Here is a 22,943-nt window from a genome sequence, read left to right on the forward strand (position 1 = left end):
AACCTTGAATTTCTTAACCTGAAAATGGCTCCCTAATGGGGGCCATTTTTTTATGATTCCTAAAGATATTGGTTTTTTTAAGACTTAGTTCGAACTGTGTCTGCACTACCGCTCCCCTAACAAGCTGGGATAGTTTTAAAAAAGGATACATTTAAGAAACTGACACATATTTCAAAAGCCTTATGAGTAACCGTTGCCTGAAGAAAAAGACTCATTTATTACTCAAAAAGAATAGAAAGTTGCTTTAAGGTAAAAAATGTAAAAAAGACCAAAAAGGAAGTAAGCCAAAATGCATACCTTATTATTTTTCTCTTTCTTACTTGCAGTCATTAAATGGGGCGATTGGAAGAACTGGCGGGACTATTATCCGACCTTCCTCTTCTTCCTGGTGGGCGACCTGCTGTATCAATACTTGCTCTACAACAAATCCATGTGGCTTTTTCAGCCTTCATTCGATAGAAGCTATCTTCCCAATCATACCGTCATTTCCCTCATCAAAATGATCATACGGTATTGGGCTACGACGCTTATTTTTCTAGGCCGTCTTCCCCAGAACAAATCCAAGAGAATTTTCTGGATTGGACTCTGGGTACTCATTTATTTCGGCATTGAAGTAATTGCCTTTGAAGCCGGAATGATCACCCACCATAATGGCTGGAACCTGCTTTGGTCCTTTTATTTAGATATCGTGATCTTTGTCGTTCTCAGCATACATTATAAAAATCCGCCACTCGCCTGGTTTTTATCTCTACTGAATTTAATTTTTCTTTGGAACGTCTTCGGTTTGACTATCGATATTTTAAAATGAAAGATTTCTCCGGCTGACTCTGCCGGTTTTTTCTGTTATATGAATATCAGAGACGTTGTTTTCGCAATCTAGTGGTGATTTTAGTAAAATGAAATGTAATAAGATCGATTTATCATCTAAGGAGGCAGAGTATGGAACCTATAACGCTGGCAAAGGTTCAGGGCCTGATTAATGAATTCGCCCGAAAAGATGTCTATATCCATTTAGAAACGACCAACGGAGCATATGCCTCACATTTCAAAGAAGATTTCTTCTCTGCAGGAGCTTACATACGGAACGCATTAGTAAATTATGAGCACGGAAAGATTGTCGGCGACGGTCCTTTCAGAGCAGGATTGAAGCTTGATATCGGCTGGATCTACGCGGAAGGCCTCACCCATTTTGAAAAAACAGACAAGAACCAGCTGCTGATGGCAGGTCACGACCATGACGGCAAGCTCGCAGTGGCCCTGCAGATCAGTCCGACACCTTTTGAGTAGGCACAGCCATTTTTAGGAGGTTACAGTATGCAAAAAGAAAATCACGTTCTCGTTATATTTCCTCATCCAGATGATGAAGCTTTCGGGGTTTCGGGAACGATTTCAAAGTTTATTAAAAGCGGCACCCCTGTTACCTATGCATGCCTGACACTGGGGCAAATGGGCCGGAACCTTGGGAATCCTCCCTTTGCAACAAGAGAATCCCTTCCGCTCATCCGCAAAGAAGAGCTGAAAAATGCGGCAGAAGTAATGGGGATCACGGACCTGCGTATGATGGGTTATCGAGATAAAACCCTGGAATTCGAAAATGACGAGAAGCTGGCCAACATGGTGACAGAACTGATACAGGAATTAAAACCTTCCCTGATCATCACCTTCTATCCAGGATATTCTGTTCACCCTGACCATGAAGCAACCGCACGAGCTGTTGTAAGGGCTGTCCGCCGCCTTCCCAAAACAGCTCGTCCAAAGCTTCACTGCCTGGCTTTCTCAAATAATTGCCAGGAATTTATCGGGAAGCCGGATGTTGTCTATGACATTACTTCCGTTAAAGACCAAAAGTTAGCGGCTATGAAAGCACACAGCTCCCAGACAGCCTGGATGCTTCCGCAGATTGAAAAAGGCATTGCTGCCCAGGATCCGGAAGCATTGAAGTGGGTTACTACTGAGCACTTCTGGACCTACCAATGGGAAAATGACAACGTGGAATAAACCACGTCTTACATTTTTTATTGAGGAATAGAAGACCACAATTTAATGAACGCCAGCCAGCAGACCAAATCACAAATGATTTGGTCTTTTCTTAATTCTTATCTACTATTTTTTGGGGATAATAGTATCACTTATACTCTCAATGCTTCCTCTTCTTCTGATAGAAAATCAACGCTTCCTCAAGCATCTCCTTATCATATCCGGTTTTTCCATGAATTCTTTCCACCCACTCTGTAATCGAAAACAATGGTGGGTCATAAACCCTGCCCTCCGTCGTGCTGAGGAAACTCTTCCAATCACAGAACTCCCAGTGGGCTATTTCATTTTTATAAGGAATCCTGACCTCCAGGAGCGGTTCAGACTTTACATTACTCTGCGATCGGTTTGCAGCCTCCATAAATGTATCCATGTTTATCGGGGTCAGTTCGTAGACTTGCCTGGAGGTTTTCCCGTTTGGACGGTGATAAAGAACCTCAACTGCTGATTCCCCTGGTAAGACCTCGATATCGCTCGCCGGAAAAAAACCTTCAAGTTTGCCAGTAACAAATAGAGAATGGTTCCCTTCAATTAACACAGGCTGAAGCCACTGATCACCCAAATCACACAGATATCTGTTCCCGGTTTTATCCAGCACCACCACGGCCACATGGGCTTTGTCTGTATTCAGATCGTGACCGATCGGATACGCCTCCATTTCACCTTGCTGAAATTTATCCAGAAGCCAAAGTGCTAAATCAAAGCAATTCCCAGTGATTCCATAGCGCTCCAAGTGACTCTTCATAGTCCCTGTATCCCGCTGCCTGCCTTCTCCCCTGCTATGGAGCCACGCTTTGGTAAGTGTCTCCATCGGAAAATCATCAAATTTTCTCCAAATCTTTAGGATCTCTTCTGGTGCCTGCAAATGAATCCTCCTCAGTGTCTTTTTGTATAACTACTAGATTCATATAAATATTCCTGCTTGTTTTGGATATTCTATCCAATATGATGCTATACTTTAGAAAAGACGGTTATTGGGAGGACAACAATTGAAGAAAAGTATATTGGAAGTGTCCAAACATAAAACTCAGGTCATGGATTTTCTAAAGAATGCCATCCTGATTATTGATGCCGATTACATGGTCATATACCTGAATCCAGCGTGTGAAAAGTTATTGAAAGTCAACAAAGAAGAGGTACTCCATAAAAGTGTATATGATCTGCATCCAGACGCACCTGAGGATGTCAGGCATATTGAAAACACAGTAAAGTATAGAAGACCGGCTGAGGTCAAAAGAATGCCTTACCAATTTGGTGAATTCAACAGTTACTTCAACCTGGAAACACACCTGCTGGAAGAAAACGGTGAAGTTCTCGGAGCAATGGCTGAGTTTTCGGATGTTACCGAGTTTGTCCTGGAAGAGGAAAAGTTCAAACTCAATTTGGAACAAATGGCTTCCAGTATCATCCTGCTTCCTGAAGGGAAAGGTATCCTTCCGCTTAATCAAACCATTATTGAAGATCTGGAAATTGACTTAATCATTCAAAAGGTACTGATGAGTGTCTCAGAAAAGAAACTTACTTCATTAATCGTGGACCTCTCTTCTATATTTGAAGCCAACGAACACTTTTTCCATTCCATCAACGGGCTGCTGAATGCACTGAAGCTTTTGGGAGTCTCAGTCATCATCACTGGTATCAAACCCTCAGTTGCCCACGAGATGGCGGTATCAGGAGTTTCTTTTAATCAGCATAAAGTCCAATTTATACGTTCATTAAGAAATGCACTATAGGAAGGCATCAGCCTTTCTTTTTTATTTTTTATAAAATGAGTGATTACTCACTTTACAAAACAGTGAGCACCATGTACAATTTAAAGTGAGTAATCACTCACTTACCTGGAGGTGCTTAGTTTGCAAGGAATTATTGATGTGAAAAATATTAAAAAGACTTTCGGAAAGCAGGACGTTCTGAAGGATATATCACTCGAGATTCCACAAGGAGAGATATACGGTTTGATTGGCCCCTCAGGATCGGGGAAAACCACCCTGGTCAAGATGCTTCTTGGTCTCGAATCTCCTGGATCAGGGACTATCCGCTTCAAAGGAGAGTCATTGAAAGCCGGGTCCGTCTATGCCTCTGTTGGATATATGGCCCAGTCAGATGCCCTGTATACAGAACTGACCGCGAAAGAAAATTTGAATTTTTTTGCAGCTCTTTACAGCTTAAAAAAGAAAGAGAAGGAAGACCGCATCAAGATTGTTATGGAAACCGTCGATCTTCTGGACCATCTCCATAAACCAGTGGCCTTATACTCAGGAGGTATGAAGAGACGGCTTTCCCTGGCTATAGCCCTTCTCCACGACCCGGAAGTTTTAATACTCGATGAACCGACCGTGGGGATTGATCCTGTGCTGCGCAAACAGATTTGGGAGAGATTCCAGGAATTGAAAACCAAAGGAAGAACCCTACTGATCACCACACATGTGATGGATGAAGCAGAAAGATGTGACAGGCTGGGCCTGCTCAGGGATGGAAGGCTATTAGGCAGTGAAGCGCCTGCTGTCATTAAAGAAAAATACGGTGTCTCATCTATAGAAGAAGTTTTCTTATCCACGGAGGTGAATTAAGTCATGAGAATTACTGGTTTTGTCATCAGGATCATTAAACAGCTTTTCAGGGATAAACGGACACTGGCATTGATGTTTTTCGCTCCGGTATTAATATTGACCATGATGTGGCTCATTTTTGATTCTGATCCATATGACCCGGAAATCGGTATCGCTGCAGACCATCAGGCATTGCTGCAAGCGATTAACACGGAAGAATATGTCCTTTTTGACAGTTCCAAAGATGCCGAGAAGTCTATCAAGGAAGGTGACCTTGACGGGTACCTTTCCATTGAACAAGGAAGCCAGCCGTTACTTGTTCTCGAGGGCAGTGACCCTTCTGTTAATCAAATGGTTATGAAAGAAATACAGTCCCTGTTCACCCAACAAACGGAAGCTCCCGGCTTGGACATTGAGTATATGCATGGAGAAAAAGGAATGGGTATGTTCGACTCCTTTGGGCCCGTGCTGCTGGGGTTCTTTATTTTCTTCTTTGTTTTCCTTATCAGCGGGGTGTCCTTTCTCCGTGAACGCACCAGCGGAACATTGGAGAGATTACTGGCAAGTCCTTTAAAAATATGGGAAATGGTCATAAGCTATGTGCTCGGATTTGGTATTTTTGCCATCCTGCAGGCAGCATTCATCTCCTGGTTTGCGATCTATGTATTGGATATGATGATGGCAGGCAGCTTTTTGAATGTCCTGATCATCATCACACTGCTCTCTCTAACGGCACTGACCCTCGGCATCCTGCTTTCTGCTTTTGCCCAAAACGAGCTGCAGATGATGCAATTCATTCCAATTGTGGTGATTCCGCAAATTTTCTTCTCAGGGTTGTTCAACCTTGAAACGATAACGGAATGGCTGCGCTGGATCGGCCCTTTCACCCCTCTTTATTACGCGGCCGATGCATTGCGGGATGTCATGATAAGGGGCGCTGATTTCAGCGATCTCATTGGAAACCTCTCATTTTTATTAGGGTTCTCTCTCCTGTTCATCGTTCTAAATGTTGCAGCTTTGAGAAAATATCGTAAAATATAAGGTAACTTATCTTATAAGGGGTTTATCATGACTGAACAAAACGATATGCTCGATATACTATTGAACAGCGATGAAAAGCTGACGGAAAAGCAGCAGAAAATCCTTGAAGCCGCGCTGGAAATCTTTGCGGAAAAAGGGTATTCTGCTACTTCTACCAGTGAAATCGCCAAAAAAGCAGGCGTGGCTGAAGGGACGATCTTCCGCCACTACAAAACAAAAAAAGATTTATTGCTTTCGATTATTGCACCGACTATGGCTAAGCTTATTGCACCTTTTGTCATGCGTGATATCAATAAAGTCCTGAATACAAAACATGAAAAGTATGAGGATTTTTTGAAAGCCATGATCTTGAACCGCCAGGCTTTCTTGAGGGAAAATATGAGTGCGTTCCGGATCCTGATACAGGAAATCCCTTTTCATCCCGAACTGAAGGAACAATTCAAGGAGCATATTGCTGAAAAGGTCTTTCATCGTTTTCAGCACTTGGTTAACTTCTATAAAGAAAAAGGCCAGATCATTGAGCTGCCGACAGAAGCTGTTATCCGCTTCACTGCTTCCAGTGTATTCGGCTACCTTCTCATCCGGCATATATTCCTCCCCGAGGCGAAATGGGACGATGAAAAAGAGATCGAGATGACTGTTCATATGATTATGAATGGGATAGGGGCACAGGAGTAAGCGAAGTGGTTATAGGATAATCTCACGAACATAGCGGGACTCGGTTCAAAATTCAATCGATTGATCACTAGTGTAGGAATGAAGTACTTCGCTGGCGGAGCGAGGTACATCACCAGAATAAATTCTCAAAATAATGTACTTCGCTGGCGGAGCTAGGTACATCAAAAGGGGAATTTCTCAAGATAATGTACTTCGCTGGCGGAGCGAGGGACATCAAAAGAACAAATTCTCAAGATAATGTACTTCGCTGGCGGAGCGAGGCATCAAATATAGAGGGATGCCCCTTAAATGGGCATCCCTCTTAGTCATGTACAGGTGAAAAAAACTTCTTTTTACAAATCCCACTTATCCACTTGCAGCAATTCAATAGAATCATCACAGAAGAATCTGATTCGCGACGAGTCTTTTTGCGGGTAAATCCTGGCTGTCATGACTTTTTCACCGCCATTGATGAATATTTCAACAGAAGAAAGGTCGATGAAAATGTGAAGGTCCAGGAGGTTTTCATCCAGCTCGATTTCTGCTTTCCTGACACCACCGGGCCCTTCACCGGAGAGGCTGCGATCAAGCACAAAGCTTCTTTCTTCTTTTATATAAAGAAGTTCCGTTTCCTCCTTGTGTCCGGCTCTCAGTTTTAATCCGAACTGTGATGCTTTCTTCGCATCAATTGTGACTTTCAGTTCCACAGCATTTCCCTCTACGCCGGGTAATGAGGTTTCACCTTCAACGGTCACATTTTTAAATTGCTTATGATTTCTCCGCCTTTTCTCCAATTCGGGCACTGGTTTGGACTTCAGTTTACCGTTTTCCAAAACCAGTTCACGCGGAATGGTCATCGCCCCTGCAAAGCTCTCCTCCTGCTCCGGCATCTGGCTCTCCCACATATTCATCCAGGCAATCATGATTCTTCTCCCATCCTGGTCTTCCATCGTTTGCGGCGCGTAAAAATCGAAACCGTGATCGAGCAGCTTAAAATCACCATGTTGAAGTTGGCCTGATTCGTAATCAAGAGCTCCGATCACATAGCCGGCCTGATGCAGGTTCTGATAAAGATTACCTTCCGGCTTCATTCCCTGCGGAGACATCACAAGGATGGTCCGGCCGTCGATTTCAAACAGATCGGGGCACTCCCACATGAACCCGAAGTTGCCTTCCCCTTTCGCTGCTACGTTGACAAACTCCCATTTAATAAGGTCTTCGGAGCGGTATAAGAGGACCTGTCCAACATGGTCTTTAGTCCGTGAACCGAGGACACAATAATAGTGATCCCCTTTTTTCCAAACCTTTGGATCTCTGAAATGATAAGGATGGATATCCCCTTGGGGAGCAGGGTCGATGATCGGGTTTTCTGCTATTTTTTCAAAAGTCATTCCATCCTCGCTCACGGCCAGGCATTGTGTCTGATAAAGATCTGTATCATGATCCGGGCCTGTCCATTGATTTCCGGTATACATCAGGTAAAGCTTCCCGTCTTTTTCTATCGCACTGCCGGAAAAACAGCCATCACGGTCATACTCTTCACCCGGAGCCAATGCAATTGGTGCCTCTTCCCAATAGGCAAGATCCTTGCTTTTGAAATGCCCCCAGTACATCGGTCCCCACTCAGGTGAAAACGGATGATGCTGATAGAAAAGGTGGTATTCTCCCTTATAATAGCTGAAGCCATTCGGATCGTTCATCCAGAAAGCAGGCGGTGACATGTGGTAAGCCGGTTTCCAAGGACTTCCACTGACCTTTTCACGCATTTTATTGACAGAGGCTGCTGCCTCTTCGATCTTTTTTTGATGATTCATTATTACCCTCCTGATTAATCAACTATTTTATTTCTATCATAAATAACGCAGCCTGCATAAACAAGGCTGCCCCCTATCTTTGGAGAGATAGGAGGCAGTTATTAAATACGTTATTTTCCTCCTGTGAATGATACTCCTTTAATGAAATACTTATTAAAGAAAGCATAGATCAGCAGGACTGGCAGTGTGAATGCCATGGATGCGGCCATTATATAGTTCCAATAACTTACGTACTGGCCTTTAAAGGTATTTAGCCCGAGCGGCAGGGTGTACATCTCTGCATCCGTCATGATAATCAGCGGCCTCATGAAATCATTCCAGAAGCCCATGAAAACAAAGATTGCCTGAGCAGCAAGAGCTGGCTTGGCAAGCGGTAATACGATCTTGAAAAAGATGCCAAGCCTGCTCAATCCATCGATTTGTGCTGCTTCTTCAAGCTCCTGCGGGAAGTTGACGAAGAACTGGCGCATCATGAAAATAAAGGTTGCGTTGATCATCGCGGGCACAATCATCCCTTGGTAAGAGTTCAGCCAGCCCAGTTCTTTCAGAATCAAATAGTTTGGTATCATCGTTACTTGTGCAGGGATCATTAACACAGCCAGAATGATGATGAACAATGCTTTCTTTCCAGGGAAGGTCAAACGCGCAAGGGCGTAACCCGCCATGGAGTTAAAGATGATGTTCAAGAATGTCCCTACTCCTGCTATAATCAAGCTGTTTAACATCCAGCGGGGGAATAAGTCCTGCTCAACAAAGATCTGTCTATAGTTATCAAGAGTAAAGTTTTTCGGAAAGAAATTAATGGTCCCGCTAACGATCTCTTCAAGTGTCTTGAATGATGAAGACAGAGCCCAGAAAAATGGGATAAGGGTAGTGATGGCATATGCAACAAGGATGATATATAATAAGCGTTTGCTGAATGACGTTTTTTTGGTTTTCATATTATCCTCCTTAATATAGCGATTCTTCTTTCGAGAATTTACGCTGAAGCAAAGTCGCCACTAGAATGATAATGGCAAGGGCAAATGCCAGCGCTGCTGCATATCCCATGGTTCCAAGAGTCTTAAATGCATATTGATAGATTAATAGTACAACTGTCAAAGTGGAGTTATCAGGTCCACCTGATCCACCTGAGAAAATGTAGGATTGGTCGAACAACTGGAACGTGCCGATGAGGCCCATGATGACAACAAAGGATGTAACCGGTCGCAGGAATGGGACTGTTACATAGAAAAACTTTTGAATGGCATTGGCGCCATCAAGATCAGCTGCTTCGTAGAGCGAATCCGGTATATCCTGCAGAGCAGCCAGATAGATGACCATGAAGAACGGTGCTGTTGCCCAGATGTTCATAATCATGATCGCATTTAACGCAATATCAGGGTCTCCCAGGAAGTTGTAAGTCGGAAGCCCGATGAAATCAAGAATATGGTTAATCAGCCCGTTTTTGTTGTACATCCACATGAAAATCAGTGTCAACACAGCTGAAGATGTCAGTGTTGGCAGGAAGTAAACAATGCGGAAGAATTTTTCTCCTTTTAATCCCGCGTTCAGTGTGGCTGCCAGTACAAGCGCCAGAAACGTCTGGACCGGAACAACAATCAGAACATATTTAGCTGTATTCTTTAAAGCAATGATTGCCCTTTGGTCATCCATGATCCTTGCAAAGTTTTCGAATGCCACGAAGTTCATTGAAGTTCCCCCGAGCAGTTCAACCTTATGGAAGGCCAGGAAAATGGCGTATAGAATTGGACCGATGATGAATAATGTTAGAACGAATATGGCTGGGGACATAAAGAAATATCCTTGTCCTGTTTCTCTCAGCGCTTTCTTGGAAGTTCTTCTGGTCATTTCATAACCCCCGATATCATTTAGTGATGTTCTTTTACATGAACTCTTTCTATCGAAGTCCCATCCACAGGACATCGACAGAAAGAATACAGTAAAAGGGGAGAAGAGGAACTCAAACCCAGCCCCTCTTCACCTTCTATATTAGTTGTTGTCGATTTCACTGTTTGCCTGTTTTTGGGCTTCTTCAAGGGCTTCATCCAGTGGGCGGTCTCCCAGGAAGGCGCTGACAAACTGGTTATTGAAGTTATTCACGACTATCGGAAGGTTTGTTCCTTCAGACCAAACGGTTGCGTAAGGAGCTCCCGCTACTAGTGCACCGCGCAGTTCATCTTGGTCATATCCAAGCTTTTCTGCGACTGACTTACGAGTAGGAAGTGCGAACCCTTTAGATGTCCAAGTCTCCATTCCTTCTTTTCCAGTCAGGTAAGAAAGCAGTTCCCATGAAGCTTCTTTCTTTTCAGAAGCCGCATTCATTACGTAAGCCACTGTGTAAGCCATAGTTCCTTTTTCACCATTGATTGTCGGTACTTCAGCTGTGCCGTAGTCGACTCCAGGGAATGTATCAGCCATAAATGGAATGGCCCAGTTTCCTTCGATGACCATTGCCGCTTTTCCCTGTCCGAACATTTCTGCCCCCCACGATGCTCCCACTTCAGAAGGCTGTGCGGATGTCTTAGCGTCATTGCGTTGATCAATAATAGGCTGAAGTGCTTCTACCACTTCAGGAGAAGCAAAGTTCGCTTTGCCATCTTTCACAACATCCCCGCCAAGTGATTCTGCGATGTAGTAAAGGCGCGCTAGCTCAGGAGCTACACCAAAACCATAAACATCTCCCTCTGTCAGTTTTTCAGAAGCCGTTTGAAGCTCTTCCCATGTTTGGGGTACTTCCAATCCTGCTTCTTTAAACATTGTTTTGTTGTAGAATAGTGCAAGCGTCGAGTAATCCTTTGGGAAACCATATGTTTTTCCGTCAACCTGGAAAGCTTCCAGCATCGGCTTTTCAAAATCTTCCACATCAAACTCTTCTGTTACATATTCATCAAGCGGTTCAACAACACCTGTTTCAATTAAAGCAGGGGCTTCGAAGGCATCCAGGTAGAATACATCAGGGCCTTCCCCGCCGATCAGGCGTGTTTTCATAACATCCATGTACTGCTCGGAAATAACCTCGAGTTTTACATCAATATCCGGGTGTGATGCTTCAAAATCTTCCAATGTCTGCTCAAGCAATTTTTGTTCAGAAGGATTTCCACCCCAGCCCGCCAATGTTACTTGGGTTTTTTCTCCATCTCCTTCATTGCTGGAGCTGTCACCTGTATTATCTGAGTTGCTGCATCCTCCAAGAACCGAACCAACGAGCATTGTTGTAATTCCTAAACCAGCCAACCACTTTTTCGTCATTTTAAAGACCCCTTCCGTCTTGTTTATAAAATTTATTTAAAGGAAAATGCATCCTATAAACCGCCATTAAACTTCTTGAATTTCAAAACCTGTGGTATTTTCCAAGACCTCAGTCTTAATGCCGGATACATCTCTTGTTATCCGGAGTGAAAGGATCCCCTCTCCTATCCTCATGGAGCGTACAGTCAATTCATTCATCCCATCCAGAAGGAAAGGATTTATTGTCACCTTATTCTCTGCGCTGTCCGGATTCATACCGAGCAAGCCCTGGACAAATACGAGCGGAGTTCCAGCAGCCCATGCTTGCGGAGAACAAGCGACCGGATACTTCACGGCTTTCCCGATCTTATCCTCATAGCCGCAGAATAGTTCAGGCAGGCGGTCATACTCAAAGTGAGCCGCTGCTTTGATGAGCCCTTCAATTACCTTCTTAGCATGTGACTGAAGCCCAAGTCTGTTCATCCCCAGCAAAATCATGCTGTTGTCGTGAGGCCAGATGCTTCCATCATGGTAGCTCATCGGATTGTAACCGGCTTCGCCTTTGCCCATTGTCCTGATACCGTAACCCGAGAACATTTTTTCTGAAGTAAGAGTATCACTTACCTTGATGCTTCTTTCTTCGCTGAGCATTTCCGAGAACAGCACATGTCCCGGGTTCGAAGTGATCGTTCCTACCTGATTTTTATCCTGATCAAGAGCAATGGCATAGAATTGCTGATCTTCCATCCAGAATTCTTTTTCGAATTTCTCTTTTAACCGACCGGCCTGTTCCAGAAGGGCTTCTGACTTCTCCGTCTGTCCGAGTTTTTTATAAATAGAGGCAATCCCCTGCTTGGCTTGGTAGACATACCCTTGAACTTCCGAAAGGGCAATCGGCGTCTTCGCATAATCACCATTACGGTGGACAATGGAATCTCCGGAGTCTTTCCAGCCCTGGTTGGCAATCCCTTTTTCAGCTTCCTGATGATACTCGACGAACAAGTCTCCATCCCGGTCACCGTACTCGTCAATCCACTGCAATGCCCTTCTCACGTTATCTTCTAACCTATGGAAAGTATCAAGATCATTCGTCCATTTTACATATTCCGTCAGCAGCACCAGGAATAACGGGGTAGCATCAATAGTTCCGTAGTAGGGGGTGAATGGAATCTGTCCGGTATTCGCCAATTCTCCGTAACGGATTTCGTGCATGATTTTGCCTGGCTGCTCATCTCTCCAAGGATCTACTTTGGTTCCCTGCAGGCTCGCCATGGTAAGCAGCGTGCCTTTTGCCACTTCCGGCTGAAAAGCAAGCATTTGCAGGGCGGCAATCAGGCTGTCCCGCCCGAATGGAACTCCGAACCAAGGCAGACCGGCAACCGGAAACCTTCCATAGCCAATGTCTGTCAGCAGCACTCTAAGATCATCTGTCCCTCTATCAACCAGCCTTTGGAGAGGCAAATAGTCAGTTTTGACTGATGTCATGCCGTTTTCCCATTCAGTGTAAGATGCTTTCAATTTCTCCAAAGCTTCACCTGGCAAAAGTTGTACAGGGTTATTCTCTTCTCCCTCTTTAGGCGCCACCATAAAAGTGATAGACTTGGATTCTTCATGTCCGAGCGACAACAAGAAGGAGACATCTCCTTGCTCTGTTGCCTTTTCGGCAGGCATATCCCATTTAACAGATGTCGTTCTCTTGATCTCATCGGCACCTTCGTACAAGAAGTCAATTTGTTCACCTTTTATACGCTGGCCTCTTCTGCTTCCAACTTTCCCCGTCTGGAAGCCCCTGACGATGAACATATCTTTGAAGTCCACATCGAAATGGGCACTCAGTTCAAAGGAAACAGGCTTGGGATAGTAGTTCTTGGCTGTAACAGTTTCATATAAGATGTCATCGTATATGAATCTTGTTCTCTCTATTTCTACCGACTCCCGCCAAAGAATCAGTCCCCCGTCTTTCTCTTGATGGGGATTCGTCATGAGGATCTTGGCCATATAATTTTCCGACCCATCGGAATGAAGCAGGATTGGTTCTTCTCCATTGATTTTCAAATTGAACTTGCTGAGGTAGCGGGTATCCTTCATGTATAATCCTAATCCATACGAGTGATTTTCTACGATATCCCCCTTTTCATCTGTTAAGAAGAAAAGATTGTTTTCTTTAATTACACGATAATTCATGATGAGACCTCCTGAGCGGCTTTCCAAAACGTTTCGGTTTTTCGCTAAAATTTTAACAGCGCCTCAAGGAAGCGCTTACTATATATCCGAAACGTTTCGGTTTTAGTGGAATTTTATGTTAAGTCAGTCGCAAGGACAAGGATTCTGTCCATGCGGCTCTTACTATCTATTTATTGTTTTATTGTTGTAAACCAGTACTTTCTCGCTTTTTTAATTCTGTATTTAGAATAACTTGTTTCGGCTGATCCCCTTTTGTAAGAAGATCCAGCAGCATTCTGGCTGCTTCAAAACCAAGCTGAAATTTATTCTGTGCAATCGTGGTTAGCGCAGGGCTTACATAGGAAGCAAGCAGGATATCATCATACCCGATAATCGAGATGTCTTCCGGAACTTTTTTCCCAAGTTCCTGTGCAGCTTTCATCGCTCCAATTGCCATTAGATCACTGGCACAAAATAGCGCAGTAATTTCAGGGTGTTTCATCAACAGATCTTTTGTGACAAAGTTGGCTTCATCTTCTTTGAAGCTTCCGTCCACCACAAATTCAGGTTTGAAAGATATACCCGCATTTTCCAGAGCCCGCTTATATCCGTTCAATCGCTTCTGGCTGACAAACGCATACTCGTGGCCATTGACCATCCCAATATTCCGATGCCCGAGTTCTAGTAAGTGCTGGACCGCTTTATCAGCTCCCAGTTCATTATCAGTAGTAACATAACCTACCCTGTCGGAAGAGATCGGAATATCAATCAGTACACAAGGAATATCACTATCTACTACTTCTTTAAGATAAGGATCATCCGTCCTGATACCTTGGATTATTACTCCGTCCACCCGTCTTTCCCGGCACAACTGTGTATAGGTCTTTTCCCTTTGCATAGAGGAGTTGGTGTTAAAGAGAACCAGGTCGTAATTCATTTCCGAGGTGCATTCATTCACACCTGCAAGAACTTCAACTGTAAAGTTATCCTTGACGCTTTCTTTTGTGAAACCTGAAACCAGGAGGCCGATTGTTTGGGATTTATTCATCACCAGACTTCGGGCGAGCGTATTCGGACTGTAATTCATTTCTTTGGCAACAGCAGCGATCTTCTGACGGGTGAGTTCTTTCACATCCGAATACCCGTTAAGAGCCCGCGATACCGTCGTAACAGAGACGCCGGCTGCTTTTGCAATATCTTTAATAGTAGTCACTTGAGCTCCTCCAAAACGTTTCGGAAATTTCTTCTTGGTTGAATCTTAAATCATTTTGAAAACGATTTCAATACTTTTCTTAAAAATTTCCCTTTAAAATATTTCCACTATTTTGTTCTAAACCAGATGCAGTGCTGCACGGAGGCTGGAATCATAAAGCCGTTTCATTCTTCCTTCCTGAATTCTGAATTTTATTCTTCATCTCCTCCTGTATACGGTAGACCTTTAATACAGAAAAAAGCAGAACCCATAAGATTCTGCTTTCAGTGTATTCTATCAACCTTCCTGCTCCAGCTTTCTTTCCAGAAACTCTTCTTTGACAGCCGATAATTTTTGGTGATCAGTCAGCAACTCAAGGCCTGTCAGCGCCAGTGCTTTTGCCCCTTTAATCAAGGCTTCGTCTCCTTGAGGGGAAGCAGCAGCCTCTCTGAATGGCACCGTGTGACCGACGAGGTTATCCGGCCCGATTTTGATGAATGGGTGGATGGTCGGTACCACTTGACTGATATTGCCTGCATCCGTGGAACCAAGCCCCTCTCTGTCATTTAAATCGACCGTTTCCCCAAACTCTTCAATAACACCCTTGAAGACATGGTCAAAGCTTTTATTCAAAAGAAGGTTGTCAACTTCATTTTGAAAAGCAATGATCTTCAGCTGGGCTCCAGTCGCTAGTGCCGCTCCTTCTGCCACAGCTTTCACTTTTTTGGTTACTTCGTCCAGATGGGCTCTTGTGGATGCACGGATAAAGAATCGGGCTTTTGCGTATTCCGGGATGATATTCGGTGCGTCCCCTCCATGGGTGATGATTCCGTGGATTCGCACTTCATCCTTCAACTGCTGTCTCAACGCATTAATTCCATTAAATAATTGGATGACTGCATCAAGGGCATTGACCCCTTCATGGGGAGAAGCGGCGGCATGGGCAGGGACCCCGCGGTATTCGAAGTCCAGCGGGTCAACGGCAAGGGAAGTCGAGGTTACTCTTGTAGAATTAGCCGGATGGATCATCATGGCTGCATCTATCCCTTTCAGCAAGCCATGTTTCACAAAGCTTCCTTTTGCACTCCCGTTTGGTCCGCCTTCTTCTGCTGGTGTTCCAAGAACAACCACTTCGCCTCCGGTTGTATCCAGAACCTTACTCAGCGCAATGGCTGCCCCCACACTTGTCGTTCCAATGATATTGTGGCCGCAGGCATGGCCGATGCCGGGCAGAGCATCATACTCTGCGAGAAAAGCGATGGCAGGACCTGCCTTTTCTGATTTTTTTCTTGCCAGGAAGGCTGTTTCATGACCCGCAACAGCTCTCTCTACTTCAAAGCCTTCTTCCTCCAGGATATCGGAAAGAAGCTTTGAAGCGAAAAACTCTTCATTACCGATTTCTGGTTTCTGGTGGATGCTGTGGCTCGTGGAAATGTACTTTTCCCTTTGACTGTCTACATTCTCGATAATCACATTTTTCAGATTCGTATTTATCTCTGCTACTGAAGTCATGGCGGTTCCTCCTGTTATTGGTTTTTTGTAAGTCTTTTACTCTCCAATTTCACTTAACGGAACAAACGTAGGGATCGTGCTTCCTTTGTATTCTTTTTCGATGAATTCTTTTACATCATCCTGTTGATAGAGCTCACCAAGTTTCTGGAGTGTTTCATTATCCTTGTCTTCAGCACGGACAGCAATGATGTTGATGTATGGTGTAGCTGTTTCGCTTTCATGGAAAATGGAGTCCTCTGTCGGGTTGAATCCGGCATCTACTGCGATTCCGTTGTTAATGATCGATGCCGCTACATCTGGAAGCACCCTTGGCGTCTGGCCTGCTACTACAGGGACGATTTCAAGATTTTTAGGATTATCGACGATTTTCTCTACTGCACCATTACCGTCAAAGTCTTCCGGAAGGGTGATCAATCCGGCTTCCTGAAGCAGCAGCAAGGCTCTTCCCATGTTGGTTGCTTCGTTAGGAACAGCAATCTTGCCGCCTTCCGGAATTTCATCTGCTGACTTGTATTTATCAGAGTAGATTCCCATCGGAGCGATGACCGTAGTGGCAATCGGAACTAAATCCAAGTCATGTTCTTTCTTGAAAGCATTGAAATACGAGATAGTCTGGAATGCGTTGGCATCAAGTTCTCCCTCAGCAAGGGCAATGTTTGGCTGGACATAATCGGAGAAACGGACGATTTCCACTTCAATTCCTTCTTTTTCTGCTTTCTCCGAAACAAAATCCCAGATGCGGTTATCGGAGCCGCTGACACCGATTTTCACTTTCTTTGTTTCTTCCCCGCTTGTTGAATTAGAGCAAGCCGCCCCCGTCACTGCCGCTGCTAAAATGAGTAACGCCAATAAAATTTTCTTCATGAATGATTCCTCCTGTTATCTTCTTCTGATTTTTTTGGATGTATTGTTTCCTAATGTTTGAAGGCCCTGTACCATGATGACCAATATACCGACAGTGATCAGCATGACCGCTGTATCAAAACGCTGGTAGCCGTAGGTAATGGCAAGGTCTCCAAGTCCTCCCCCGCCGACTGCACCCGCCATTGCGGATGCACCGACCAGTCCGACAGTAGCAATGGTAAAAGCCAGAACCAATGAACTTAAAGCTTCAGGTATGAGAAATTTGATGATGATCTGCCAAGGTGTGGCCCCCATCGATTCTGCTGCTTCGATGACACCCGGCTCCACCTCCAGCAGCGAGTTCTCTATCAATCTTGCAATGTACGGTCCCGCATAGAAGACCAGCGGAACAACTGCTGCTGCTGTACCGATAGATGTACCAACGATCAGCCTTGTCACTGGGATGATAGCGACCATGAGTATGATGAATGGGACCGATCTGAATACGTTGATGATTCCATTCAACACATTGAATACCGGCAGATTTTCCAGCAGATGTCCTTTTCGGGTCACAACCAGCAGGATTCCCAGCGGTAAACCAAGAAGGGCTGAGAATAGCAGTGAAAAAGCGACCATTTGTATCGTCTCGATGAGTGCTTCAATAATCTGTCCCTGATCAACTAGCATTAGCTTCGACCTCCTTGATTGCGACTTTTTCCTGGTTGATGTACATCAGCGCACGGTTGATTTCGCTCTCACTGCCGATGAATTCAACGATCAAATTTCCAAAAGGCACTCCTTGCAGCTCTGTGATATTGCCGAATAATACATTCATATCGATATCAAACTTCTTGGCGATTTTTGATAGAAGCGGCTGTCCCGCTGATTCGCCTACAAAGTTGATTCTAAAAATTTTCTGTGCCCCTGCATTGTTTCGTACGATTTCCTTGATTGATTCCGGTAGATTATCATTCATCACCGTACTCACAAAATTTCTCGCTGTAGTCGTCTTAGGTGCGGAGAAAACGTTGAAGACAGAACCTTCTTCTATGATCTTTCCGGCTTCGATTACCGCAACCCTGTCACAGATTTCACGAATGACTGTCATTTCATGGGTGATGATCAGCACAGTGATTTGGTATTCTTTATTCACCTTTCTCAGCAGCTGCAAAATCGAATTGGTTGTCTGCGGGTCCAATGCCGAAGTAGCTTCATCGCAAAGCAGTATGGATGGCCTGGTGGCAAGTGCCCTTGCAATTCCGACTCTCTGCTTCTGTCCACCGGATAACTGGTCTGGATAATAGTCAGCTTTATCTTCAAGCCCGACAAACTCAAGGAGCTCCGTAACACGTTCTCTTATTTCCTCTTTTGGCACCTTCGCCAATTTGAGAGGCATGGCAACATTGGCAAATACCGTTTTGGAATTCAACAGATTAAAGTGCTGAAAGATCATGCCGATGTTTCTTTTTACTGCCCTGATTTCTTTAGGAGACAGCGTTGTGAGGTCCTTTCCATCCACGATCACACTCCCGGAAGTCGGTCTCTCCAGCCAGTTCACGCATCGGATCAAAGAACTTTTCCCTGCCCCGCTGAATCCGATCACCCCGAATATTTCCCCCTCGTTTATTTTTAAATCAATGCCGTCAAGTGCTCGGACCGGCGTGTCACCACTCTCATAAGTCTTAGTGAGTCCTTTGAGTTCAATCATGTTGCGGCTCCTTTCCATTGCTGAATTATCCAAAATAAAAAACCTCTTCCGGAGGGAGGAAGAGGTTTCTGCCCGCAGGCAAAAAGGACTCTTCTTATCTCCCAAGCTGTAGCTTGCTGGATTTGGCACAGTTCCCCATATAGGAGTCCGCTGCCGAAGCTTCATAGGGCCAGTCCCTCTGCCTCTCTCGATAAGAATTATGATTATCTCTATAAAATTACTCAGAATTATAGGTGTACAGTAAATACTTTTCCTCCCTGCTGTCTGTTTTATTTTTTTGTTTTACCCATGATGGATTTTATAATTTCATAAACAAATAAAAAACCCTCTTCTTGAAAACGAAGAGGGCATGATTATGTAATCCGTCCTCTTCTCATCTCTCAAGCGCTGCTTGCTGGATTTGGCACGGTACTACTGAGCAGTCCGCTGCCGAGGCTTCAAAGGGCCAGTCCCTCCGCCTCTCTTGATAAGAAGTATGGAAATTTATTCTGTTGTTTAACTTGATTTACACTTTACAACGGCAAATCTTAAGTGTCAATACATTTTCTGAAATTTTTAAATAGAAAATTTTTGTATGCGTTTTCTTTTGGATCGGCTGCTTCAAGTAAAAAAGGCGGCGGCTGAAAAGGAATAGAGTTCCTCTCCAGGCCGGCGGCTCCCCTTAAGTAATATTAAAATTATTAAACTTCCCTTCAAACAGGGGCAGGACCCTAAACCGACTCCTTGGGACCACAATATGGCACAGGGCGCTTCCAAGTGGTCTCTTAACCGGGCTTGAGACCAGTTTATGATTCTGCGCTCTCCCAATTGGTCGCTTAACCAGGTCTTAGAGACCAGTTCATCACACAGCACACTCCCAACTGGTCGCTTAACCAGTCCTTGAAACCAGTTCATGCCACACCCCTCTCCGAACTGGTCGCTAAAGCCCTTGAGACCTAAACTTGGGAGAGGGACAACTTATCAAGATGTTTATGATCAATACTCTTTTCGATGAAGAGGAGATGTCTATTTCAGGAAATGATATATTAATACTAACTATTGACCAGGGGGTGCACCCCATAGTTTATGATAAAAATATCAGGGGGGACCTAATGTACAAGATCAGTGAGTTTGCGGAGATTACAGGGCTCAGCAAGGAAACTCTACGTTATTATGCAGAGATTAAACTGCTGGAGCCTGCGTACATCGATCCACACAATCATTATCGTTATTATGATGACGGATCTTTTTTTCTGGCTGCCCTGCTTGTCAAACTGAGGAGCTTCGGGCTCACCATTCAGGAAATGCAGGGAGTGATGAATGACGAATCTTTCTTCAACCTTGAGACACTGCTTCTGGAAAAAAGAAAACTTATTGTAAAACAAATGGAAGATTTGCAGGAAAGGATTGTCGAAATTGATGCATTTATACAATCGGGAAGGGAGGAACAAGAATGATTCAATGGAGAGAGGAAACGATCATTTCTGCCAATATTGATAAAGTATGGAACCTGTTTCGGGAGGAGAATATGCCCCGGATTATGCCTAAGGTGATCGAGAACAAGCCAGTCCACCTTACTGAAGAAGTCATTGGCTCCAAGTATCAGCAGAAATATCAAGAAGGAAAAAGAGTCGAAACGTATATTGTGGAAACGTTGGGGTACCAAGACACTGAAACTAAAAAGTACAAGCGCCTGGAGTTCGTTATTGCCAAAGCCTTTGAAGTGAATCTATCTTTCACTTTAGAAAAAGTCACTGAAACACAAACACGGTTTATCTATGAAGGCCATAATAAAGGCAGGAATTTTGTCGGCCGCGCCATGCTGAAGCTTGGAGGAAATAAAAACAATCACAAAGTCGTCCAGGATTTTATGGAATTAGTAGAAAGAGAAGCTATGAAATAAAAGGTTGTCGAATGATTCCCCTATCATTCGACAACCTCTTCATTGCAAATATATGCATTTCTGTGTATATGTTTAACCGCTTAATTCCGCTGCCTGTCACTCTTCAGCAGCAGCGCTGCTCAACAAGGACAGCGGCACTCTGTACAGTTTGTCATCCCCTTCAGAGGGACTTCCTCTGCCATCCGTATTATTGCTGACAAAATAAAGAATTTCCTCTTCAATGAACACATCTCTTACTCTGCCAAAGCCTGAAAGTACATCTTCAACCTCTCCTGAATCCAAAGAGAGCCTTTTCACCCCTTGTCCTCTCAGAGCCGCAAAATACAGTTGATTCTCATAGATAGCTGCTCCAGATGGGGCCCACGTGTCGTTTCCGGAATGGATTACCGGCGGCTGCATGCCTTCACGTTCTTCATCACCTGTAATGACCGGCCAGCCATAATTGGCACCCGCTTGTATCAGGTTAATCTCATCCATAGCCGAAGGGCCGTGTTCTGTGCTGTAGAGCTCGCCAGCTTCAGTCCATGCCAGACCTTGAGGATTTCGATGGCCATAACTTAACACGTAGGAATCTCCAAACGGGTTATCCTCTGGAACCGACCCGTCCAGATTCATCCTGAGGATTTTCCCGCCGAGTGATTGTTGATCCTGGGCAATGTCCTCCTCAGTCGCATCTCCTGTTGTAATATAAAGCTTATTGTCAGGTCCGATTTCCAGCCGGCCTCCGTGGTGGTACTGACCGCTCGGAATATCATCAAGCAGGGTCTCACCTTCTTCCCACTCCTCTCCTTCAAGATTTAATACCACTACCCGGTTGTGCGGGCTGCTGCTATTTTGGTATGTATAATAACCAAAAGCAGACGGATTATCTGGAAATTGAGGATGCAGGACAAACCCGAGAAACCCAGCCTCCGGGACTTGTGCGAGAGGCTCTTTCAGACTCACATCCATTCTGGCTGCCTCACCGTCCTCCAGCTTGATAATTCCCCCTGTCCTCTCATTGATATAGATGGTGTTTCCAGCTTTATTGATCGACCAGGGAACTTCCAGGTTTTCCGCAACCACTTCCACATCAGGATTTTCCCTTGACGTTGTTTCCTGTGTCTCTGGAGGTTCAGAGGGAGTATTGGAACAGGAGGCCAGCAGCAAACAGCAGAAACTAAGAGCAAACTTCATTTGTTTTTTCATTTCATTTTGTTTCTCCTTTCAATTAGTGAATCTACTAGCAGCCATAGGCTCTGCCGCTTTACCTTGTTATTATCTACAGAATATAACAGCCTGCACTTGGGACAGCTGCATCAAAAAATGCCCGCTAAAAGTGTGGGAACTGCTGATAAGCCTTTTAAAAAACACCCCTGAATTTTTATTCAGAGGTGTATGGTGCTATCCATTATGTACCCGTAAAAACGAGTTTAATCCATCACGGGGGACTTATTCTCGAGAGCATCGTATATGGCTCTTGCCACACCGTCTTCTTCATTGCTGACAGTTTTATACTTGCAAAAGTCCAGAATTTCTTTTGCAGCGTTCCCCATGGCTACCGGCCTTCCGACAACCTTCATCATGGAAAGATCATTCAAGTTATCGCCAACTGCCAGGGCATCTTGGGGGTTCAAGCCTTTTTCTTTGATCATATCCAGCAAGGCAATTCCTTTTTGGGCATTTTCGCTTGTTACTTCCAGATTCTCACGTCCTGAAGCACTGATGGCCAGTCCGCCGGCATTGCTTAGAAGATCTTTAGCCTTAGCAAGGAGGGCATCGTCAAATGAAAATACCAGGAATTTATAAACAACATTGCCATTTTCAAAAGCTTCACTGTAATCATCGACCACTTTAATATGACCTTTTTCAAAACGTTCCTGAGCTGAATCCCTGATAGCCTGTTCGGACGTTTCCGGATTGGCCGTTTTGAATATGTCTATTATAGACTGGATCCCTTTTTCATAATCGGCTGTATATACACCTTCGTTCGTATATAATTCATAATAAATGCCAAGATCTTTCAGGATGCGCATCACATCTAACGCCTTCTCCTGATCGATAGCGTTTGTCTGCATGATCTGCCCTTCCTCATTCCGGACTTCAGCACCATTCACACAAATGATTGGACAAGTTATCCCTGATTCCTGAAGGACATATCTTGCTTCTTCATAAGACCTGCCAGTCGCAACAACCACTTCAACACCTTTTTCCTGTGCCTCCAAAATGGCTCTGCGGTTTTCTGCGCTTACTTCCTGTTTTCCATTCAGAAGTGTGCCATCCATATCACTTGCAATCAGTGTAATCATTCTATTACCTTCTTTCATATAAGGAGATT

At 44.4% G+C, this 22,943-nt stretch carries 22 protein-coding genes and 2 riboswitches; of the genes, 9 read left to right on the forward strand and 13 right to left on the reverse strand.

Annotation, left to right across the window (positions count from 1 at the left end; genetic code table 11):
• Positions 1-289: 289 nt before the first annotated feature.
• The 3 genes from FZC79_RS11445 (at position 290) to bshB2 (ending at position 1,998) form a co-directional block, all read left to right on the forward strand.
• On the forward strand, positions 290-808 hold the full coding sequence (locus tag FZC79_RS11445) for a CBO0543 family protein (RefSeq protein ID WP_148946924.1): 519 nt from the start codon (positions 290-292) through the stop codon (positions 806-808).
• Between the two features lie 131 nt (positions 809-939).
• Positions 940-1,287 carry a YojF family protein gene (locus tag FZC79_RS11450; RefSeq protein ID WP_148946925.1) on the forward strand — a complete coding sequence of 116 codons (348 nt, stop codon included), beginning with the start codon at positions 940-942 and terminating at the stop codon, positions 1,285-1,287.
• 27 nt (positions 1,288-1,314) lie between these two features.
• On the forward strand, positions 1,315-1,998 hold the full coding sequence (gene bshB2, locus FZC79_RS11455; protein ID WP_148946926.1) for a bacillithiol biosynthesis deacetylase BshB2: 684 nt from the start codon (positions 1,315-1,317) through the stop codon (positions 1,996-1,998).
• Positions 1,999-2,137: 139 nt separating this feature from the next.
• Here bshB2 and FZC79_RS11460 read toward each other — a convergent pair whose 3' ends face one another.
• Complete coding sequence (locus FZC79_RS11460; RefSeq protein ID WP_252183311.1) at positions 2,138-2,899, reverse strand: hypothetical protein; 762 nt, start codon at positions 2,897-2,899, stop codon at positions 2,138-2,140.
• A gap of 124 nt (positions 2,900-3,023) precedes the next feature.
• Here FZC79_RS11460 and FZC79_RS11465 point away from each other — a divergent pair, with 124 nt between their 5' ends.
• From FZC79_RS11465 to FZC79_RS11480, 4 genes are all read left to right on the forward strand, one after another.
• Positions 3,024-3,767, forward strand: a complete 744-nt coding sequence (locus FZC79_RS11465; protein WP_148946927.1) for a PAS domain-containing protein — start codon at positions 3,024-3,026, stop codon at positions 3,765-3,767.
• A gap of 120 nt (positions 3,768-3,887) precedes the next feature.
• The gene (locus tag FZC79_RS11470) at positions 3,888-4,604 is read left to right on the forward strand and encodes an ABC transporter ATP-binding protein (protein ID WP_252183312.1); all 717 of its coding nucleotides are present in this window, start codon (positions 3,888-3,890) and stop codon (positions 4,602-4,604) included.
• A gap of 3 nt (positions 4,605-4,607) precedes the next feature.
• A complete protein-coding gene (locus tag FZC79_RS11475) occupies positions 4,608-5,624 on the forward strand; it encodes an ABC transporter permease (protein WP_148946929.1) in 1,017 nt (338 codons plus the stop codon).
• A 27-nt stretch (positions 5,625-5,651) separates the two neighbouring features.
• Positions 5,652-6,302 carry a TetR/AcrR family transcriptional regulator gene (locus tag FZC79_RS11480; RefSeq protein WP_148946930.1) on the forward strand — a complete coding sequence of 217 codons (651 nt, stop codon included), beginning with the start codon at positions 5,652-5,654 and terminating at the stop codon, positions 6,300-6,302.
• A 332-nt stretch (positions 6,303-6,634) separates the two neighbouring features.
• On the opposite strand, the gene FZC79_RS11485 is transcribed toward FZC79_RS11480, so the two are convergent.
• The 10 genes from FZC79_RS11485 to FZC79_RS11530 all read right to left on the reverse strand — a co-directional run bounded on the left by FZC79_RS11485 (position 6,635) and on the right by FZC79_RS11530 (position 18,744).
• Positions 6,635-8,095 carry a glycoside hydrolase family 32 protein gene (locus tag FZC79_RS11485; protein ID WP_148946931.1) on the reverse strand — a complete coding sequence of 487 codons (1,461 nt, stop codon included), beginning with the start codon at positions 8,093-8,095 and terminating at the stop codon, positions 6,635-6,637.
• Positions 8,096-8,205: 110 nt separating this feature from the next.
• Positions 8,206-9,036 (reverse strand): carbohydrate ABC transporter permease, encoded by an 831-nt coding sequence (locus FZC79_RS11490; protein WP_148946932.1) that lies wholly within the window; start codon positions 9,034-9,036, stop codon positions 8,206-8,208.
• Between the two features lie 10 nt (positions 9,037-9,046).
• Positions 9,047-9,946, reverse strand: coding sequence for a carbohydrate ABC transporter permease (locus tag FZC79_RS11495; RefSeq protein WP_148946933.1), 900 nt, complete (start codon positions 9,944-9,946; stop codon positions 9,047-9,049).
• Between the two features lie 141 nt (positions 9,947-10,087).
• Complete coding sequence (locus tag FZC79_RS11500) at positions 10,088-11,347, reverse strand: ABC transporter substrate-binding protein (RefSeq protein WP_148946934.1); 1,260 nt, start codon at positions 11,345-11,347, stop codon at positions 10,088-10,090.
• Positions 11,348-11,413: 66 nt separating this feature from the next.
• Positions 11,414-13,510 (reverse strand): amylo-alpha-1,6-glucosidase, encoded by a 2,097-nt coding sequence (locus FZC79_RS11505; RefSeq protein ID WP_148946935.1) that lies wholly within the window; start codon positions 13,508-13,510, stop codon positions 11,414-11,416.
• Positions 13,511-13,688: 178 nt separating this feature from the next.
• Positions 13,689-14,702 carry a LacI family DNA-binding transcriptional regulator gene (locus FZC79_RS11510; protein ID WP_148946936.1) on the reverse strand — a complete coding sequence of 338 codons (1,014 nt, stop codon included), beginning with the start codon at positions 14,700-14,702 and terminating at the stop codon, positions 13,689-13,691.
• 276 nt (positions 14,703-14,978) lie between these two features.
• Positions 14,979-16,193 carry a M20 family metallopeptidase gene (locus FZC79_RS11515; protein ID WP_148946937.1) on the reverse strand — a complete coding sequence of 405 codons (1,215 nt, stop codon included), beginning with the start codon at positions 16,191-16,193 and terminating at the stop codon, positions 14,979-14,981.
• Between the two features lie 36 nt (positions 16,194-16,229).
• A complete protein-coding gene (locus FZC79_RS11520; protein ID WP_148946938.1) occupies positions 16,230-17,057 on the reverse strand; it encodes a MetQ/NlpA family ABC transporter substrate-binding protein in 828 nt (275 codons plus the stop codon).
• A 15-nt stretch (positions 17,058-17,072) separates the two neighbouring features.
• Positions 17,073-17,723, reverse strand: a complete 651-nt coding sequence (locus FZC79_RS11525) for a methionine ABC transporter permease (protein ID WP_148946939.1) — start codon at positions 17,721-17,723, stop codon at positions 17,073-17,075.
• Positions 17,713-18,744: a methionine ABC transporter ATP-binding protein gene (locus FZC79_RS11530; RefSeq protein WP_148946940.1), complete on the reverse strand. Its 1,032-nt coding sequence runs from the start codon at positions 18,742-18,744 to the stop codon at positions 17,713-17,715. The genes FZC79_RS11525 and FZC79_RS11530 overlap by 11 nt, the downstream gene beginning before the upstream one ends.
• Positions 18,745-18,835: 91 nt before the next feature.
• Positions 18,836-18,941: riboswitch (SAM riboswitch) on the reverse strand.
• A 173-nt stretch (positions 18,942-19,114) separates the two neighbouring features.
• A riboswitch (SAM riboswitch) is annotated at positions 19,115-19,217 on the reverse strand.
• Between the two features lie 618 nt (positions 19,218-19,835).
• On the opposite strand from FZC79_RS11530, the gene FZC79_RS11535 reads away from it, so the two are divergent.
• Positions 19,836-20,180 carry a MerR family transcriptional regulator gene (locus FZC79_RS11535; protein WP_148946941.1) on the forward strand — a complete coding sequence of 115 codons (345 nt, stop codon included), beginning with the start codon at positions 19,836-19,838 and terminating at the stop codon, positions 20,178-20,180.
• Positions 20,177-20,626, forward strand: a complete 450-nt coding sequence (locus FZC79_RS11540; protein WP_148946942.1) for an SRPBCC family protein — start codon at positions 20,177-20,179, stop codon at positions 20,624-20,626. Before FZC79_RS11535 ends, FZC79_RS11540 begins: the two co-directional genes overlap by 4 nt.
• Positions 20,627-20,722: 96 nt before the next feature.
• Here FZC79_RS11540 and FZC79_RS11545 read toward each other — a convergent pair whose 3' ends face one another.
• The gene (locus tag FZC79_RS11545; RefSeq protein ID WP_148946943.1) at positions 20,723-21,814 is read right to left on the reverse strand and encodes a PQQ-dependent sugar dehydrogenase; all 1,092 of its coding nucleotides are present in this window, start codon (positions 21,812-21,814) and stop codon (positions 20,723-20,725) included.
• 224 nt (positions 21,815-22,038) lie between these two features.
• A complete protein-coding gene (locus tag FZC79_RS11550; RefSeq protein ID WP_148946964.1) occupies positions 22,039-22,914 on the reverse strand; it encodes an HAD family hydrolase in 876 nt (291 codons plus the stop codon).
• Positions 22,915-22,943 lie beyond the last annotated feature (29 nt).

The organism is Rossellomorea vietnamensis (genome assembly GCF_008180615.1).
Classification (GTDB): Bacteria; Bacillota; Bacilli; order Bacillales; family Bacillaceae_B; genus Rossellomorea; species Rossellomorea vietnamensis_D.

What these genes read in the sequence shown, in the direction of transcription:
- FZC79_RS11550 (WP_148946964.1), bottom strand. Translation starts at nt 22,914, where the DNA reads ATGATTACACTGATTGCAAGTGATATGGATGGCACACTTCTGAATGGA.
- FZC79_RS11485 (WP_148946931.1), bottom strand. Translation starts at nt 8,095, where the DNA reads ATGAATCATCAAAAAAAGATCGAAGAGGCAGCAGCCTCTGTCAATAAA.
- FZC79_RS11445 (WP_148946924.1), top strand. Translation starts at nt 290, where the DNA reads ATGCATACCTTATTATTTTTCTCTTTCTTACTTGCAGTCATTAAATGG.
- FZC79_RS11480 (WP_148946930.1), top strand. Translation starts at nt 5,652, where the DNA reads ATGACTGAACAAAACGATATGCTCGATATACTATTGAACAGCGATGAA.
- FZC79_RS11505 (WP_148946935.1), bottom strand. Translation starts at nt 13,510, where the DNA reads ATGAATTATCGTGTAATTAAAGAAAACAATCTTTTCTTCTTAACAGAT.
- FZC79_RS11500 (WP_148946934.1), bottom strand. Translation starts at nt 11,347, where the DNA reads ATGACGAAAAAGTGGTTGGCTGGTTTAGGAATTACAACAATGCTCGTT.
- FZC79_RS11520 (WP_148946938.1), bottom strand. Translation starts at nt 17,057, where the DNA reads ATGAAGAAAATTTTATTGGCGTTACTCATTTTAGCAGCGGCAGTGACG.
- FZC79_RS11535 (WP_148946941.1), top strand. Translation starts at nt 19,836, where the DNA reads ATGTACAAGATCAGTGAGTTTGCGGAGATTACAGGGCTCAGCAAGGAA.
- FZC79_RS11495 (WP_148946933.1), bottom strand. Translation starts at nt 9,946, where the DNA reads ATGACCAGAAGAACTTCCAAGAAAGCGCTGAGAGAAACAGGACAAGGA.
- FZC79_RS11530 (WP_148946940.1), bottom strand. Translation starts at nt 18,744, where the DNA reads ATGATTGAACTCAAAGGACTCACTAAGACTTATGAGAGTGGTGACACG.
- FZC79_RS11540 (WP_148946942.1), top strand. Translation starts at nt 20,177, where the DNA reads ATGATTCAATGGAGAGAGGAAACGATCATTTCTGCCAATATTGATAAA.
- FZC79_RS11450 (WP_148946925.1), top strand. Translation starts at nt 940, where the DNA reads ATGGAACCTATAACGCTGGCAAAGGTTCAGGGCCTGATTAATGAATTC.
- FZC79_RS11515 (WP_148946937.1), bottom strand. Translation starts at nt 16,193, where the DNA reads ATGACTTCAGTAGCAGAGATAAATACGAATCTGAAAAATGTGATTATC.
- FZC79_RS11545 (WP_148946943.1), bottom strand. Translation starts at nt 21,814, where the DNA reads ATGAAAAAACAAATGAAGTTTGCTCTTAGTTTCTGCTGTTTGCTGCTG.
- bshB2 (WP_148946926.1), top strand. Translation starts at nt 1,315, where the DNA reads ATGCAAAAAGAAAATCACGTTCTCGTTATATTTCCTCATCCAGATGAT.
- FZC79_RS11525 (WP_148946939.1), bottom strand. Translation starts at nt 17,723, where the DNA reads ATGCTAGTTGATCAGGGACAGATTATTGAAGCACTCATCGAGACGATA.
- FZC79_RS11475 (WP_148946929.1), top strand. Translation starts at nt 4,608, where the DNA reads ATGAGAATTACTGGTTTTGTCATCAGGATCATTAAACAGCTTTTCAGG.
- FZC79_RS11490 (WP_148946932.1), bottom strand. Translation starts at nt 9,036, where the DNA reads ATGAAAACCAAAAAAACGTCATTCAGCAAACGCTTATTATATATCATC.